Annotated in this window: 13 protein-coding genes; 4 read left to right on the forward strand and 9 right to left on the reverse strand. The window is 58.8% G+C overall.

Going from position 1 to position 14,899, the window contains the following annotated elements:
• Window positions 1-91 precede the first annotated feature (91 nt).
• The 4 genes from EMQ_RS06590 to EMQ_RS06605 form a co-directional block, all read right to left on the reverse strand.
• A complete protein-coding gene (locus tag EMQ_RS06590) occupies window positions 92-1,255 on the reverse strand; it encodes a bifunctional 2-C-methyl-D-erythritol 4-phosphate cytidylyltransferase/2-C-methyl-D-erythritol 2,4-cyclodiphosphate synthase (RefSeq protein ID WP_035349998.1) in 1,164 nt (387 codons plus the stop codon).
• A gap of 107 nt (window positions 1,256-1,362) precedes the next feature.
• Window positions 1,363-3,291, reverse strand: coding sequence for a bifunctional 2',3'-cyclic-nucleotide 2'-phosphodiesterase/3'-nucleotidase (locus tag EMQ_RS06595; protein ID WP_018308285.1), 1,929 nt, complete (start codon window positions 3,289-3,291; stop codon window positions 1,363-1,365).
• Window positions 3,292-3,365: 74 nt separating this feature from the next.
• Entirely contained in the window at window positions 3,366-4,769 is a 1,404-nt protein-coding gene (locus EMQ_RS06600; RefSeq protein ID WP_010667797.1) for a glutamate--cysteine ligase, read from the reverse strand.
• Window positions 4,770-4,817: 48 nt separating this feature from the next.
• On the reverse strand, window positions 4,818-5,582 hold the full coding sequence (locus EMQ_RS06605; protein ID WP_010667796.1) for a 16S rRNA (uracil(1498)-N(3))-methyltransferase: 765 nt from the start codon (window positions 5,580-5,582) through the stop codon (window positions 4,818-4,820).
• 254 nt (window positions 5,583-5,836) lie between these two features.
• Here EMQ_RS06605 and ubiA point away from each other — a divergent pair, with 254 nt between their 5' ends.
• From ubiA to EMQ_RS06620, 3 genes are all read left to right on the forward strand, one after another.
• Window positions 5,837-6,763 carry a 4-hydroxybenzoate octaprenyltransferase gene (ubiA, locus tag EMQ_RS06610; protein WP_010667794.1) on the forward strand — a complete coding sequence of 309 codons (927 nt, stop codon included), beginning with the start codon at window positions 5,837-5,839 and terminating at the stop codon, window positions 6,761-6,763.
• Window positions 6,764-7,250: 487 nt separating this feature from the next.
• Complete coding sequence (locus EMQ_RS06615) at window positions 7,251-7,565, forward strand: sporulation transcriptional regulator SpoIIID (RefSeq protein WP_132012059.1); 315 nt, start codon at window positions 7,251-7,253, stop codon at window positions 7,563-7,565.
• A gap of 253 nt (window positions 7,566-7,818) precedes the next feature.
• Entirely contained in the window at window positions 7,819-9,039 is a 1,221-nt protein-coding gene (locus tag EMQ_RS06620) for a DEAD/DEAH box helicase (protein WP_010667539.1), read from the forward strand.
• A 197-nt stretch (window positions 9,040-9,236) separates the two neighbouring features.
• Here the strand turns inward: EMQ_RS06620 and bioD are convergent, their stop codons facing one another.
• The 3 genes from bioD to bioF are packed head-to-tail and all read right to left on the reverse strand — an operon-like array spanning window position 9,237 to window position 12,503.
• Window positions 9,237-10,676, reverse strand: a complete 1,440-nt coding sequence (gene bioD, locus EMQ_RS06625; RefSeq protein WP_018308283.1) for a dethiobiotin synthase — start codon at window positions 10,674-10,676, stop codon at window positions 9,237-9,239.
• On the reverse strand, window positions 10,669-11,313 hold the full coding sequence (locus tag EMQ_RS06630; RefSeq protein ID WP_010666665.1) for an alpha/beta fold hydrolase: 645 nt from the start codon (window positions 11,311-11,313) through the stop codon (window positions 10,669-10,671). Before EMQ_RS06630 ends, bioD begins: the two co-directional genes overlap by 8 nt.
• Window positions 11,313-12,503, reverse strand: a complete 1,191-nt coding sequence (bioF, locus tag EMQ_RS06635; protein ID WP_010666664.1) for an 8-amino-7-oxononanoate synthase — start codon at window positions 12,501-12,503, stop codon at window positions 11,313-11,315. Before bioF ends, EMQ_RS06630 begins: the two co-directional genes overlap by 1 nt.
• Window positions 12,504-12,774: 271 nt before the next feature.
• Between bioF and EMQ_RS06640 the strand changes: the two genes are divergently transcribed.
• Window positions 12,775-14,058: an adenosylmethionine--8-amino-7-oxononanoate transaminase gene (locus EMQ_RS06640; protein WP_026200158.1), complete on the forward strand. Its 1,284-nt coding sequence runs from the start codon at window positions 12,775-12,777 to the stop codon at window positions 14,056-14,058.
• A gap of 54 nt (window positions 14,059-14,112) precedes the next feature.
• On the opposite strand, the gene EMQ_RS06645 is transcribed toward EMQ_RS06640, so the two are convergent.
• Both EMQ_RS06645 and EMQ_RS06650 read right to left on the reverse strand, forming a co-directional pair.
• Window positions 14,113-14,589: a molybdenum cofactor biosynthesis protein MoaE gene (locus tag EMQ_RS06645; protein WP_010666662.1), complete on the reverse strand. Its 477-nt coding sequence runs from the start codon at window positions 14,587-14,589 to the stop codon at window positions 14,113-14,115.
• The gene (locus EMQ_RS06650) at window positions 14,586-14,849 is read right to left on the reverse strand and encodes a MoaD/ThiS family protein (protein ID WP_010666661.1); all 264 of its coding nucleotides are present in this window, start codon (window positions 14,847-14,849) and stop codon (window positions 14,586-14,588) included. Before EMQ_RS06650 ends, EMQ_RS06645 begins: the two co-directional genes overlap by 4 nt.
• Window positions 14,850-14,899 lie beyond the last annotated feature (50 nt).

The raw sequence follows: 14,899 nt of genomic DNA on the forward strand, positions 1-14,899 counted from the left end.
AATGAAAACAGAGAAAAATTTCTCAATATTCCTGAACGTGGTGAGGCAAAGACACACCTCACCACATAGGGATTCGATCGCTACTTCTGGCTTACGGAACCAGCACTGTCGCCGTTGCCGTGCAGGCAATTCCTTCTTCGCGTCCCGTAAAACCGAGCCGCTCGGACGTGGTGGCCTTCACCGAAATCCGGTCCACATCAACCTGAAGCAATGAGGCCAGACGCTCACGCATCGCCTGTGCGTGCGGACCGATCTTCGGACGCTCACAGATCAGGGTCAGGTCGGCGTTGACCAGCATGCCGCCCTTCTTGCGGACCAGCTCACCAGCATGGACAAGGAAGCGGGCGCTATCCGCGTCTTTCCATTCGTTCTGGCTGGGCGGGAAGTGACGACCAATATCGCCCTCGGCCAGCGCGCCATAAATGGCGTCGCAGAGCGCATGGATGCCGACATCCGCGTCTGAATGACCGGCGAGACCGCGATCGTGCGGGATATTGATGCCGCACATGATGAGCGGACGGCCTTCCTCGAAAGCATGGACATCGTAGCCGAAGCCGGTGCGGGGAAGCAGGGTGGGGCCAATCAGGCGTTCGAGGCGCACCAGATCCTCCTCATAGGTCAGCTTGATGTTGTCTTCGGAACCAGGTGTGAGCGCCACGCTGAAACCGGCGGATTCGAGCAGCAGGGCGTCGTCAGTGGCCGTGGAATCGCCAGAGGTTTCAGCAGCACGATGCAGGTCGAGCAGAATAGTGAAACGGAAGCCCTGCGGCGTCTGGGCGCGGAACAGGTCCTTGCGCGACACTGTGTCCGTGATGACGCCATCTTCGCCACGCTTGAGCGTATCAGCGACCGGCACGGCGGGGATAGCTCCCGGATGCTCTTCCAGCGCCTTGAGAACGCCTTCGATCACGGAGGCGGTCACATAAGGGCGTGCGCCGTCATGCACCAGCACGACGTCGGGACGCTCGGATTCCGGCAGGGCGGCTAGAGCCTCGAGACCCGCGCGGACACTGTCCTGACGCTCCCTGCCACCCGCGACGGGCAACAGGGTCGTCATGCCGTCCAACGCTTCGGTCAGCGATGCGACATCACCGACGGGCTGGATCAGCGCGACATGAGGGGCCAGCGCCTCGGCGGCATGGCGAATGACAGGGCGACCGGCAAGCGAGATGAACTGCTTGGCGGTGGTGGAGCCGGTTGCGGCGGCGTAACGGCTGCCGGTCCCGGCCGCGAGAAGAATGGCGGCGACACGCATGATGGCGCAGGAATGGGCGGAGGCGCGGCGCACGTCAAGCCGGTTCGGACCGTTCAGGCCAACTTCCTCCCTTTGAGCGGTCGCTCAGAGGAAAACGGACTACGTTTTCATGTGTAGAAATGAGGCCGTCCGACCCGATACCGGCTACCGCCCTCCACTGGCTCCATAAAGGTCAGATCACCGCGCTGGCTGGCAGCGATAGACGCGCTTATAGGCAGGTCGATACAGACCGTTGCATCAAAGGGGAGCGGTCTGAAACGCCACCCGTTCCCGGCATGAGGCTGCAAAAGACAGCCCTGCCGCCTGACATAACGAACCAGAAGATCCCGATTATGCTCATGCGTCGTGACAATTACCCGATCCCTGCCTGTACCCGGAAAATGCCCTCCGCCTGAAGCACGGTAGTTGTTCGTCACCACAGCGAACATCTGTCCGTCCTCAACAGGGCGTCCGTCGAGGCACAGATCATGGATGCGTCTGGCCGACGAATCGACGAGGCGCCCCTGCTCACAGTAGCGACGGGGAGAGCTGATATCGATCGTATAGGTCAGAGCGCCACTTATGGCGTCCCCCATAATCACGTCGAACGTGTAAACCGGAGGCACCGGATTCAGCAGGAGCTGGGCCATCTCCTGTTCCGGCATGACGTGATTGAAGACGGTCGCGGAGCGTTCCAGCCATTCGCTCAGATCAGCGCCGCTACAGCGGACTACGCTCAGAGTGTTGGCGAAGGGATAGATACTCACCAGATCGCGGATCGTCAGTTCACCGACCGGGATGTTCACAAAGGCGTCCGTCGCCATCGCGCCGGCAAGAAAGGGCGCGGCGGCTGACAGCAGCGGCAGATTTTCCCACTCCGTTCCCGCCAGCAAAGGGCGGGCAAACGCCATCTGTGCTGCATTTACCAATGCGAGACACGGGTCAGTCCCCAGAAAGGTGAACCAGCTGTTCAACGGGACGGATGTCCAGCCGACAGGCTCATCCATCCAGGCCATTGTCGCCTCATGTTCCGGTTGAACCTCCTGGATAATGGCCGGGTCTTCCGGAACAAGCGCATGGGCGTGCCCGTCTTCCCGACGACAGACAGGGCGGGCTTCCACCTGAAAATCCTCGCAGATCCAGCCCCCCTCCGTCTGGCGAAGCATCAGGTCGATCACTCCCAGATGACTGCCCCAGAAACCGGGCATGACGGCAGGCACGTCGTGCAGCGTTCCGGCCACAGCATCCACACCCGGAAGATCGTCATGATGCACGCCCGGAAAGACATGGTGGGTGTGCCCCAGCAACAGCGCGTCTATGCCTTCGATTTCCGCGAGATAGAGCGCCGCGTTCTCTTCTCCCCCCTGCCGCGGTTCCGCCGAGATGCCGCAGTGACAGAGCGCCACGATGAGATCGCACCGGGTCCGCAGTTCGGGCACGATCTGCCGCGCGGCATCCACCATATCCATCACCATGACCTGCTGGTGCAGATGGATGGCGTCCCACACCATGATCTGCGGCGGGACAAAGCCGACCACACCAATCCGCAGGCGGCACTTCTCGCCGCGATTGTCGATGACCTCCCGCTCCAGCACGACAGACGGTGGCAGAAGCGGAGCGCCATTGCAGAGTGTGACATTGCTGCAGACTAACGGAAAGGCGGCGTCCTTGAGCTGCTCCCTGAGAAAGGACAGCCCGTAATTGAACTCATGATTACCGATCGTGGCGGCATCGTATCCGAGCAGGTTCATCGCCCGGATCATCGGATGGGCAGCCTCACCGCCCTTGCCTCCGGCCATGAAATCACCGACCGGCGATCCCTGACAGGTATCGCCGTTATCGAACAGCAGGCAGTTCGGCGTCTCATCGCGGGCGGCCCGGATCAGGGTGGCGATATGGGCAAGCCCGACACCATGATCCTTTTCAGCCTGATAATAATTCCATCCGCGCAGAAACATATGGAGATCCGACGTCTCCAGCAGACGCAACCGGACGGACCGCCGGTCATCCGTTACTGTCTTTGTCGCGGCTCCGGGATCGGGGCAGGGCCGCACCATAAACGCATCCTTCTACAGGTTACTTTTTACCTTCAACATTCTGTATCGCCCAATCTGAAAAGAAAGTCTGAATGTCAGACTTCTGCTTCCAGAAGGATCCGCTTCACGTCGCCCGCCCACGGCCCGTTATAGCATTCCAGCCAGCGCTCGGCCTGCGTCGGCGCACCTGCCGCAAGCGCCTGCAGCGGTGCGAGCAGCACCGTTTCATCCTGTCCGGCTTCATTGTGCAGCGCCCGGGCGCGCAGCCCCTGAGCAGCGATATCCACCATGCGGGCAGCCACATCGCGCACCGTTCCGCTACCGAACGGCGTGTTCAGGGCGCGGGCCGGCACATCGCCACGCAGCACGCGGTATGTCTCCCAGTCATGCTCGCGCACAAGGCTTTCCGCAGCAGCCAGCGCTGCATCGTCATAAAGCAATCCGACCCACAGAGCAGACTGCGCCAGCATCATTTCGGCCGATCCCGCATCGGCCCCACGCATTTCGAGGAACTGCTTCAGACGCACATCCGGGAACAGGGTCGTCAGATGATCTTCAAAGTCACCGATGGTCGGCGTCAGACCCTCCAGACCATCCTGTCTCTCGCCATTGAGCCACGCCCGGAAGGACCGACCGGACACGTCAATCAGCTTCCCGTCGCGCACGATGAAATACATCGGCACATCGAGCGCCCAGTCGACATAGCGCTCGAAACCGAAGCCTTCCTCGAAGCAGAAGGCCGGAATACCGGAGCGGGCGTTGTCCGTATCGGTCCAGACCTGCGCCCGATTGGATAGCCAGCCATTCGGCTTGCCTTCATAGAACGGTGAGTTGGCGAACAGCGCAGTCGCAACGGGCTGGAGCGCGAGGGAGACGCGCATCTTGCGCACCATATCCGCCTCGGATGAGAAATCGAGATTGACCTGCACGGTGCAGGTCCGCTGCATCATGTCGAGCCCCATCGTGCCGACCTTCGGCATGTAGGACCGCATGATCGCGTAACGGCTCTTGGGCATCCACGGCAGGGAGGCGCGTGTGGCGAAGGGATGAAAACCGAGCGGCGCGAAGCCGAGCCCGAGGGCGCGGGCAGGAGCGCGGATCATATCGAAATGACGCTCCAGCTCTACCCGTGTCTCGTGCAGGCTGGCCAGCGGCGTGCCTGACAGTTCGAACTGACCGGCGGGCTCCAGCGAAATGGCCGCTCCCTTGTTGACCCCGGCGCCTTTCAGCCCGATCACAGCAGGCCCATCCGTAATGGGTGTCCAGTCGCCCTGCTGCTCGACGCCCTTCAGGAGCGCGCCGATCCCTTCATGCTCATAGTCCGGAGAGGAAAAGGCCGGACGTTCTGGTGTTGCGGCTTCAGGCCGGACGAAACCGAATTTTTCATGCTCTGTGCCGATCCGCCAGAGATCACGGGGCTTGTTTCCTGCGGCCAGAACATCCACGAGATCGCGTGTGGATGTGATGGGGCGGGTGTCCTGATCGGCAGGATTCGACATCGGGCTTCTGTGCTTCCACTCAGGGGCGATCGGGCTTGCGTCCCGACCTCAGATATTTCGGAGCTGGGAATCGAACAGGGAGAGCGCGGCGGCGACGGCTGTCTCGGCGCGCAGGACCCTGTTTCCCAATGTGATGGACGTAACAAAGGGGCGCGCCAGCGTAACGTCAAGTTCCCCCCGACTGAAACCTCCCTCCGGACCCGTCAGAATACCGTCCCCATCCGTTGCTCCTGCAAAAGGATTCGCGGAAAGGTCACTCCCGGTTTTCTGCGTCTCCGTCTGGCTTTCAAGTCGTTCTACGGCAACAAAAAGGCGTTTTTCAGCAGGCCATGCTCCCAGAAAATCAACCAGACGCACCGGAGCGGAAATCTGCGGAACTGTCAGCCGCTCGCACTGCTCGGCGGCCTCAATGGCAATCGATTCGAGCCGTGCTTCATTCACCCGCTGGCCGACCGTCCGTTCAGTAATCAGTGGCACGAAGCGCGATACGCCAAGCTCTGTCCCCATCCGGATGACGAGGTCTGTCGCATCACGCTTTAAAAGCGCAAAAGCGAGAGTGCAGCCGCGCTCATCAATGAAAGGACGCAGTCTCTCCGTGATCGTGAAAGAGCCCTTGTCCTTTCTGACGGACACGATACGGGCCAGCCATTCCCCGTCCCGGGCATTGAAGACCCTGACGGCGTCCCCCTCCCCTTTGCGCAGGACGGTCCCAAGATACCGGGCCTGTTCGGGAGACATCGGTATGACAACCTCGCCAGTCAGCGGAACATCCGCCGGGAGATACAGGCGTGGGAGGGTATGATGGGCTGACATCGACGGGCGCTTTCTCGCAGGCTCGGAGCAGTCCAAAGGCCATGAATCCGTCAGGTTGACCCGACACCATTGACCCCGACGGGTCTGCCCCGCATCAATCGGCGCGGTTTCGACGGGATTCGTCCTCCGGTCAAGTCCGAAGCCCCCGAAGTCTATAAAGCCCGGGTCAGTATTGTTTCCGAAGAACCGGGCTGACGGATGGCCCGGCCCAGGGTGAAAAGCCCCGGCCAGAAAACCAGTGAAGAGGGATTGCAGTGTCAGGTACAGCCACTCCGCACACGGATATTCGCAGCACCGGCTGGATTTCCCGCCTTCCCGCGCCGTTACGTCCCTATGCGCTTCTGGCGCGTCTGGACCGGCCGATCGGCACGTGGCTTCTCTTCCTTCCGGGCGCATGGGGCATTCTGTTGCCGGACGCCGGAGGGACAACCTCACCGCTTGAGCGCGTGCGCCTGCTGGTGCTGTTCGGCATTGGCAGTCTGGTGATGCGATCCGCCGGATGTGTCGTCAATGACATGTGGGATCGGGATATCGATCGGCAGGTCACACGCACCGCAGGACGACCGCTTGCATCCGGCGCTCTGAGAATGCGTCATGCGGCGCTGTTTCTTCTGCTTCTGCTGCTGATCGGGCTGAGCATCCTGCTGCAACTCAATCCTCTGACCCAGTTGCTCGGCGCTTCTTCTCTTATACTGGTCGGGCTTTACCCGTTGGCTAAGCGCTTCACATGGTGGCCGCAGCTTGTCATGGGCTTCACGTTTGGCTTCGGCGCACCCATGGGCTACGCCGCGGTGGCGGACCGCTGCGACATGACCCAGATCCTGCTGTACTCTGCGACCATCCTATGGCAGCTGGGTTTCGACACCATCTACGGCTTTCAGGACATGGATGACGACGCCCGGATTGGCGTGAAATCCACCTCTCTTCTCTGGCAGGGGCGCGCCAGAGAGTTTGTCGGGGCCTGTTACACCGCCGCAGGCCTTGCTTTTCTGGGCGCAGGCTTTCTCGCGCACACCGGTGTTGGCTTCTATCCCGTGGCGCTTGTCTGCATCGCCCTGCTGCTGAAACAGGCTGTTTCCGTCAATCCACAGGATCCGCGTCTCTGCCTCTCCCAATTCCGTGCCAACAGGGACATAGGTGTTGGATTCGCATTCGCCTGTCTGGCGGGTCTCGTGTGGTGAGACACACAAAATGGCATTTTTAGGGAAAGAAGCCCGCAATGTTCTCATTTGGACGGGCTTCACAATACGGCACAATAAGAATGACGAAGTCGTTCTTTTTGTACCATTTTCCGAGCAACTTTCTCCCCGCGTATCCCGGATGAAGCTGTCTCTGATTTAATCAAGCCATTTCAATGAGATAGCGTATCATAACCCTTTTCAGAACCAGCGATTTATTGCGGACTTATTCTTTTTTATTACCTTATTATCTTTTTTTATATTTTTTATCATGAATAAAAACATATTATTCGATACATCGTATCTCTATAACGCAACTAATATATGCCGAAATGAATGTATAAATATAAAAACAAAAAATAAAATTATACCACTTATTATCGCAACACCCCCCTTTCCGTTAATCCATCGTTAAATATTGCCTTCGTTTTTCAGTTGGTATCGCAATAATGGAGTTGTTCACACGATCACAAAAGAAAGAGAGTATTTAATGCCTCGCGCACTGATATGGTCCACCGAGCAGGACGAAAAACTTTCATTTCTTCTTAATAAGAAAAAGATGACACTTAGAAGTGCAGCAAAAGAACTTGGAGTCAGTAGAAGTTTTATTCACAGACGATCACAGAAGATGCAGAGTGAGATCCATTTTCATTCCTGCAGTACTGTGCGTGAACAGGCCGGGCTTGAGCCGCTGGCTGCTGGCCACCCCATCAGCTGGCTCGCCATACAGACACCCCGGCAGGCCCGTCTGTATAACAACCACAATAATAACGAAGATCTTTCACAGCTTGCAGAAGCAGCCTGAAGTCTGATCGCCGCAAACCCGTTTCGAAAAGCGAAACGATATAGTCTATCCAGAACAGATCGATCGTGTGAACACTTACGACTCTCAGGATAGTATCCCTTCGGCCAGAACGGATGTCATGGAAACATGGCATCCGCGATGGTATTTTGGCATATGTCTGCCGTAACGCTCTGCCTCTGTCTTTGGTAGACTGTCCGGACCGACCGTGGTCCGTGCCGCGATTACGTCCACCGGACTCCTTCGGATACTCATCATGCCTTCATCGACCGCAGCGTCTTCCCACACATCCACCAACCAGAAAAGCGCGGAAAACAGCGGTTTTTCTTCTCTAAAGCTGAATCCCGCCCTGCTTGCCCGGCTTGGAAAGGCAGGCCTGGAGGATCCCACCCCCATTCAGAAGGCAGCCATTCCGGCGCTGCTTTCCGGACATGATGCGGAAATCCTTGCTCCGACAGGAACAGGCAAGACAGCCTGCTATCTTCTGCCGCTCCTCGATTATCTGCTTCGCAAGAAAAAAAATACGGCCCTGATCATCGTCCCGACGCGGGAACTGGCGCGACAGGTTACCGAAATGGGCACGCTGCTGGCCACTCGTCCAGAACTTGAACCTTTTGCTGTCTATGGTGGCACAAAAGACGATCCTGACAGGGAATATGACGCCCCGCCTGAAACCGCCCGCCTGATCGTGGCGACGCCCGGTCGTCTGCTGGACATGCTCCGCACGGAACGCGTTGAGTCGGCATCATGCCGCTTTCTCGTCCTCGATGAGGGTGACCGTCTGATGACCGGCGAATTCCGTGACGAAATGCTGGGTATTCTGGCGCTTCTGCCGCGTGACCGGCAGACCGTCCTTGTGTCCGCCACCGGTTCACAGGAAACGATGACCGCTGCCGGGCAGTTTCTGTACAAGCCGGTGCGGATCGAACCGGCAAAAGATGAAAAACCCAGCATCCGGCAGGCCGTGCTGTTCGTGGACAAGGCCGCCAAACCGGCGGCTGCGGAAGCGCTCCTGCGTCGTCATCCTGACCGTAGCGCCATCGTGTTCGCATCGACCCGCGACGAGGCCGATCTTCTGACAAAACAATTCCGCAAACGGGGGCTGAAAGTTGTAGGGCTGCATGGCGGCCTTACCCAGCCTGCGAGAAATACCGCTATCGAGGCTTTCTCCAGCGGAAAAGCCACAATTCTTGTCGCCACCGACATCGCCGCACGCGGTCTGGACGTTGAGCAGGTGGGACAGGTCATCAACATGTCTCCTCCCGAACTGCCCGATAATTATCTGCACCGGATCGGCCGCACTGGACGGGCGGGACGCATGGGATGGGCGGCAACACTCTGTTCCGCGGAAGAACGCAAGACGATGCGGAAAGTGGAAAGCACACTCGGTCTCAAACTGGTGGCGCTGCCGGTGCCTGCTCTTTCACGAGACACAACACCGTCACGTGACACGCCGCAACGCTCGCGCAGGCGGTGAGCGGTCTCGGCAGGACCAGCTCGCGAAGCCTCTTGTAAATCACAGGGAAGTTTTTGGTGAAGCTTTTTGCAAAAAGCTTTTGATAACGTCACCTTTTTGGAAAAAAGCGACACCCAAAAACTTTGATTGTTCCTTATTAAAGGTTTACCACGAAGGGGTTTCTGATACCGGTCTTGCGCAGGAAGAGCAGCTATCTCTCACTCATCCAGATGGCTCCATCGCGGCATGAGACGCGCCGCATCCTTCACACTGTCCGGAGTGACGTTCTCAAAAAGCGGCACTTCCGCCAGCACTGCGATATGACCGTGCTCCTCAATCGCCGCCCGATTACCCGGATTAAGCGGCCCGTTCAACACCACTCCGGCAATCCCGATCCCTCGGCGACGCAGCGATTCAAGAGTGAGCAGGGTATGGTTGACCGTTCCCAGTCCGCTGCGCGCCACAACCACCACTGGTAGGCCAAAATCCGCAATCTGATCGATCAGCAGAAGATCCTTCGTGACAGGCACATCCACGCCGCCAGCCCCTTCCACGACAAGAGGACGTTCTGGCTGGTTCATTGGTAGAACCAGACGGCTCACATCAACCTCCCGCCCCTCCGCCGCTGCCGCTGCCTGCGGAGACAAAGGCGCCAGAAAGGTATCGGCTGGAGGAAGAATGCGATTCCCGTCCGCGCCTGCAAGCTCCGTGACCGTGGGAGTATCACCCGCCTCCTCCGCCAGTCCGGTCTGGAGGGGCTTCCAGTACAGCGCGTCCCACGCTCTGGTCAAGCAGGCGGAGATAAAGGTCTTACCCACCCCGGTATCTGTGCCCGTCACAAAAACGCCGGCTCGTGGCGCACGGCGGAAAAGACCGAGCGCGACATCCCATGTCAGCACCGCCCCTGCCGCATCAAAACGACGCACCACTTTCCGAAGAGCGCCGGCGGTCAAAGGATGTCCGCCGTCAACGGGTGCGGTTGCGCCAATCCGCTTCAGGCCACGCAGAAACGCCAAGCCCCCCTGCGTCTGCTCGACAAGTGTTTCAAAAACCCATTGTCCAAACGGAGCCTGTAGCGCTGAACCGACGACATTCGCTGGCCATCCTTTCTGAAAGGTGGCGTGTGTCGGGTAGACCCGGATATTCGCCGCAACGCCTTCCTGCGCATGCGCCTGTCGCCACTCCGAAAAAGAGTCTGCGGCAAGCGTGGAGACAGCCAGCAGACCTCCCGGAGCCAGCAAACCATAGAGCGCCGACAGAGCCTGCTCCGGCGGATCGATCCATTGCAGAGCCAGATTGCCGCAGACGAGATCAAAAGAGCCTGTGAGGTTCGGCGATGCCGCATCCATGACGGAAAACTCTACATCATTCCCACACCGCGCCTTGGCTCGCTCAAGCATTTCGGGAGCCAGATCGGTCGCGAGCAGTTTCGCATCCGGCCAACGCTCTTTCAACAACGCCGTAAAAGCGCCGGTGCCACAACCAAATTCGAGAATACGCGCAGGCGTGCGGTCACCAAATGCACGAACGATCCTGTCGAGTAGTCGATGTGCCACCAGCCGTTGAATAGTCGCTGCTGAATCATACTTTTCAGCCGCACCAAATCGCGCCGCTATGGCCGTGCGTTCCTGCTTCGTCTGCGAGTGTTTATCAACCATCGGCAGAGATTTCCTCACAGGCTTTCAGAATGAATGTCGCGCACCGATCCGGATGGGTCAGAGGCAGGAGATGCCCCCCTGTTTCCAGCCACTCGATCCGTTCCGACGGAAACGAGGCCTCCGTCATAGCCTGACTGACAATCGCATCGTCCCGACTTGCCAGAGTAGCATGCACGCGATTTCCCTTTGCGCGAGCGTCACCTTTCTGCAAAAGGCTCAGTCCGTCCATGAGACGTGTCGTTTCCGGATTTCTGAAATTCTCTGTTTCCTGTCCGGAAAGACCGCAGTTTTCACGAAACTGACGCAGGACCGGCACAGCACCCCGCTCCAGCCCCTTCATCATCCGATCCAGCACGCGAGGCAGGACACCCGCCGGAAAATCATTCGCCCGGCTGAAGCGTGTAAACCCATTGATTCCTAGGACAATACTACCTTCCGGCAGAGAGGTCTGCATCAACAGCCAGAGCAGTCCGAGAGAATGTCCAACCGCCAGTAGAGGCTGACCGGTCGACAAGTCTGTCTCTGCCGATCCAAAAAATCCCAGATCGGGCGTTACGGTGGGCTGTCCGAGCCTGTCCCGCACCGGCTGCCACATCGCGGGCGTAAAACCCCAGCCATGCACAAGAACAATCTGCATCAGGCCACACCACACAGACGCACAACCGCATCGGCAAGATGCTGCACATCGTCCTCCGTATGAGCGGCTGACAAAGTGATCCGTAGGCGGCTCTCGCCCTTTGGCACGGTCGGTGGCCGGATCGCGGCGACAAGCATTCCGTCCGCTTCCAGCCTTGCCGCGACAGACAGCGCGGTCGCGGCCTCGCCCAGCATGACCGGCACGATCTGCGTGCTGGAAGCACCTGTCCTTAGTCCGGCTTCATGAAGACGTTGCCGCAGCGTCTCTCCATGACGCACAACACGCGTCCGCTCCGCATCCAGATCAGGCAGCAGTTCCAGCGCCGCATCCGCTGCTCCAAGCATGGCAGGCGGCAGGGCTGTGGAATAGATGAACCCGGAAGCGCTGTTGATCAGCCAGTCACACAGGGCGCGGGAACCTGCAATGTAGGCACCCATTCCACCAAGCGCCTTGCTGAACGTACCCATGATAAGATGCACGCCTTCTGGCGCCTCGCTCGCCAGGCCAGCACCTTGAAACCCAAGAACACCCGTTGCGTGCGCCTCGTCGAGGCAGAGAAAAGCGCCATACCGCTCGGCCAAAGCCGCCAGACCGGGAACATCGGCACGATCCCCATCCATGCTGAAGACACTCTCGGTCAGGATCAGCTTCAGGCCCGGGTCACTGTCACGGGCTTTCAGGAGGGCTTCGAGATGGTCGAGATCATTATGCCGGAACCGGATCTGTCGAACGCCCGCCGCAGCGCATCCCTGATGCAGACTGGCGTGATTCAGCCTGTCCGCAAAAACCAGCGGAGCCGCACCCATCTGTTCCGAGGACAGACGCGCAAGAGCCGGCACCAGCGAGGCATTGGCCTGCCAGCCGGAAGCGAACAGCAGGGCCGCTTCGGTTTTCTTGAGACGGGCGACCCGTCCCTCAACCTGCTCGTGCAGCAGACGCGTGCCGGTCACCAAGCGGGATGCGCCACTCCCGGCTCCATAGCGCAGCGCCCAGTCCGCAGCCCGCTCTTTCAGTCGGGGATGCTGAGACAGGCCGAGATAGTCATTCGATGAGAAATCAATCAGACAAGCGCCATCCGGACGTTCAAAACGTGCCCCACCCGCCGCCGTCATGGGCCGGAGAACGCGCCGCCGGTCCTGCGCCTGAAGCGCTTCGACGGCCTGTCTGAAAAGGGAATCAAATCGGGTCATGCTGCGAAGGTGGTGCCGGAACGCTGATTAAGGGTCAATCATGCAATGACGTTTGCTGCTTTTCCTGCTCTCGGAACCTTTCTTTCTACAGACGGACAGTGCTGCTTTCCTGCACTTATTTTTTCCATTTATGACTGATATTATAAAGGGATTTCTAAAATTATCTCTACATCCAAAGATAGGAAGCACGTCTTCACCCCCCCCGATGGTGGTCTTTCCATCGTTGCAAGGATGGCAACCAGCCACCGCGCTGATATGAGAGAGACGCCCAATGCCGCCCCAAAGGAGTTGCCCCTTGTCCTCACCCGACTGGTATGAAGACGGTCTGCCCCATATCTGGCTTCCCTACTCCCAGATGAAGACCGCTCCGGCCCCGCTGGCTGCCTACGCGACGGAAGGCAGCCGGATCATTCTTGAGGATGGACGGTCTCTCGTGGACGGCGTGGCTGCATGGTGGACGGCGTGCCACGGTTACAACCATCCACACATCCGCGCCTGTGCGGAGATTCAGCTTGCCCGCATGCCACATGTGATGTTCGGCGGCATGGTGCATGAACCCGCACTGCGGCTGTCTTCCCGACTGGCCGCTCTGCTGCCGGGCGATCTGGAGCGAGTGTTCTATACGGACTCCGGCTCCGTCGCCGTCGAGGTGGCGATGAAGATGGCGATCCAGTATCGGCTCAATCGCGGAGAGGCCGGACGCACGAAGCTGCTGGCATTCAAGGGCGGCTATCACGGCGACACGCTGGCCACGATGGCGATCTGCGATCCCGAAGAAGGAATGCATCATCTGTTCGCCGGGGTGATGCCCGCACAGCATGTGATCGACCTGCCCCGGGATGAGGCGACCACGGCGACGTTTGAGACATTTCTGAACACCCACGCTCACGAAATCACCGCCATCATTGTCGAACCTCTGGTGCAGGGGGCGGGCGGCATGCTGTTTCACTCGCCGGACGTGCTTCGCTGTCTGCGCGATGCTGCCGACCGACATGGACTCTTATTGATTCTGGACGAAATCTTCACCGGTTTTGGCCGGACGGGAACGATGTTCGCCTGTCAGCAGGCCGGAATCGTGCCGGACATCATCACACTGTCCAAGGCGCTCACCGGCGGCACCATGGCGCTGGCCGCGACCGTTGCGCGACGTCATGTGTACGAGGCGTTTCTTTCTGACAATCCCGAACATGCCCTGATGCACGGGCCAACTTTCATGGCCAATCCACTGGCCTGTGCCTGTGCCAACGCGTCGCTTGACCTATTCGAACAGGAGCCTCGACTTGAACAGGTTGCGGCGCTTGAAACGGCCCTTCGTGAACAACTGGAACCCTGCCGCACACTACCGGGCGTGAAGGATGTGCGGGTCATGGGTGGCATTGGTGTGGTGGAACTGGACAGGATTGCCGATCCGGCAGCGCTCCGGACACGCTTTATCGCCGAGAACGTCTGGATCAGACCATTCCGGAATATCATTTACCTGACACCGGCTTTTACTATATCACCAGAAGAACTGCGAACGCTGACACAGGCTATTCACGCGGTGCTGTCAGCATAGAACGTCAGGAAGCGCAGCCACCTTGCTCATCGCTGTTCATAAAGTGGGACTGGCTCACCACCCTGCAGCGATGGCCTCGTCTTCCTGTCGGCTTTCTACCCAGACGCGCCGCCCATCGGCAAATTCTTCGGCTTTCCAGAACGGCGCACCGGTTTTCAGACGATCAATCAGAAAGCGCGTGGCGTCCAGCGCCGCGCCACGATGCGCGGCTGCGGCCAGCACGAGCACAATGGGCTCTCCAACAACCAGTCGTCCCACACGATGAATGATCGTGCATCCAACCAGACTGAATCGCTGCAACGCATTTTCCGCCAGCATCGTCAGGGTCTGCTCGCACATGCCGGGATAATGCTCCAGTTCAAGAGCCATCAGTCCGCCACCTCCGCGCACAATGCCAAGAAAAGAGCCTAAACCACCCGTCTCCGGATCAAGAGCCAGCAGTCGCGCCGCTTCCGCCCCCATATCAAAGGGCTCAGATTGCACCACAACACGGAGTCTAGAGGAGGGTTCCTGCTGCGTCATGGCGCTCATCCTCCGGTCATGGGAGGGAAAAAAGCGATTTCATCACCATTATGCACGGCGGTCGAAAGGTCACCCATGACCTTGTTGACCGCCACACGCATGCGAGGAAACTGTAAAAAAACGGCGTCAAAAGCAGCGTCTTGCTGTCGGAGCACTGCCAGAAAATCTTTTACTGTCTGAATATCAGGGGCAAGAGCGACCGTTTCACTTCCGCGTCCAACCTGTTCACGCAGGCCAGCAAAATAGAGGACTGTCACACTGCCATTCATGTGGAATTCCTGTTCTGGTTGCCTGATACGTTCCGGTCATACGGGACTGA

The organism is Acetobacter aceti NBRC 14818, assembly GCF_000193495.2.
Lineage (GTDB): Bacteria > Pseudomonadota > Alphaproteobacteria > Acetobacterales > Acetobacteraceae > Acetobacter > Acetobacter aceti.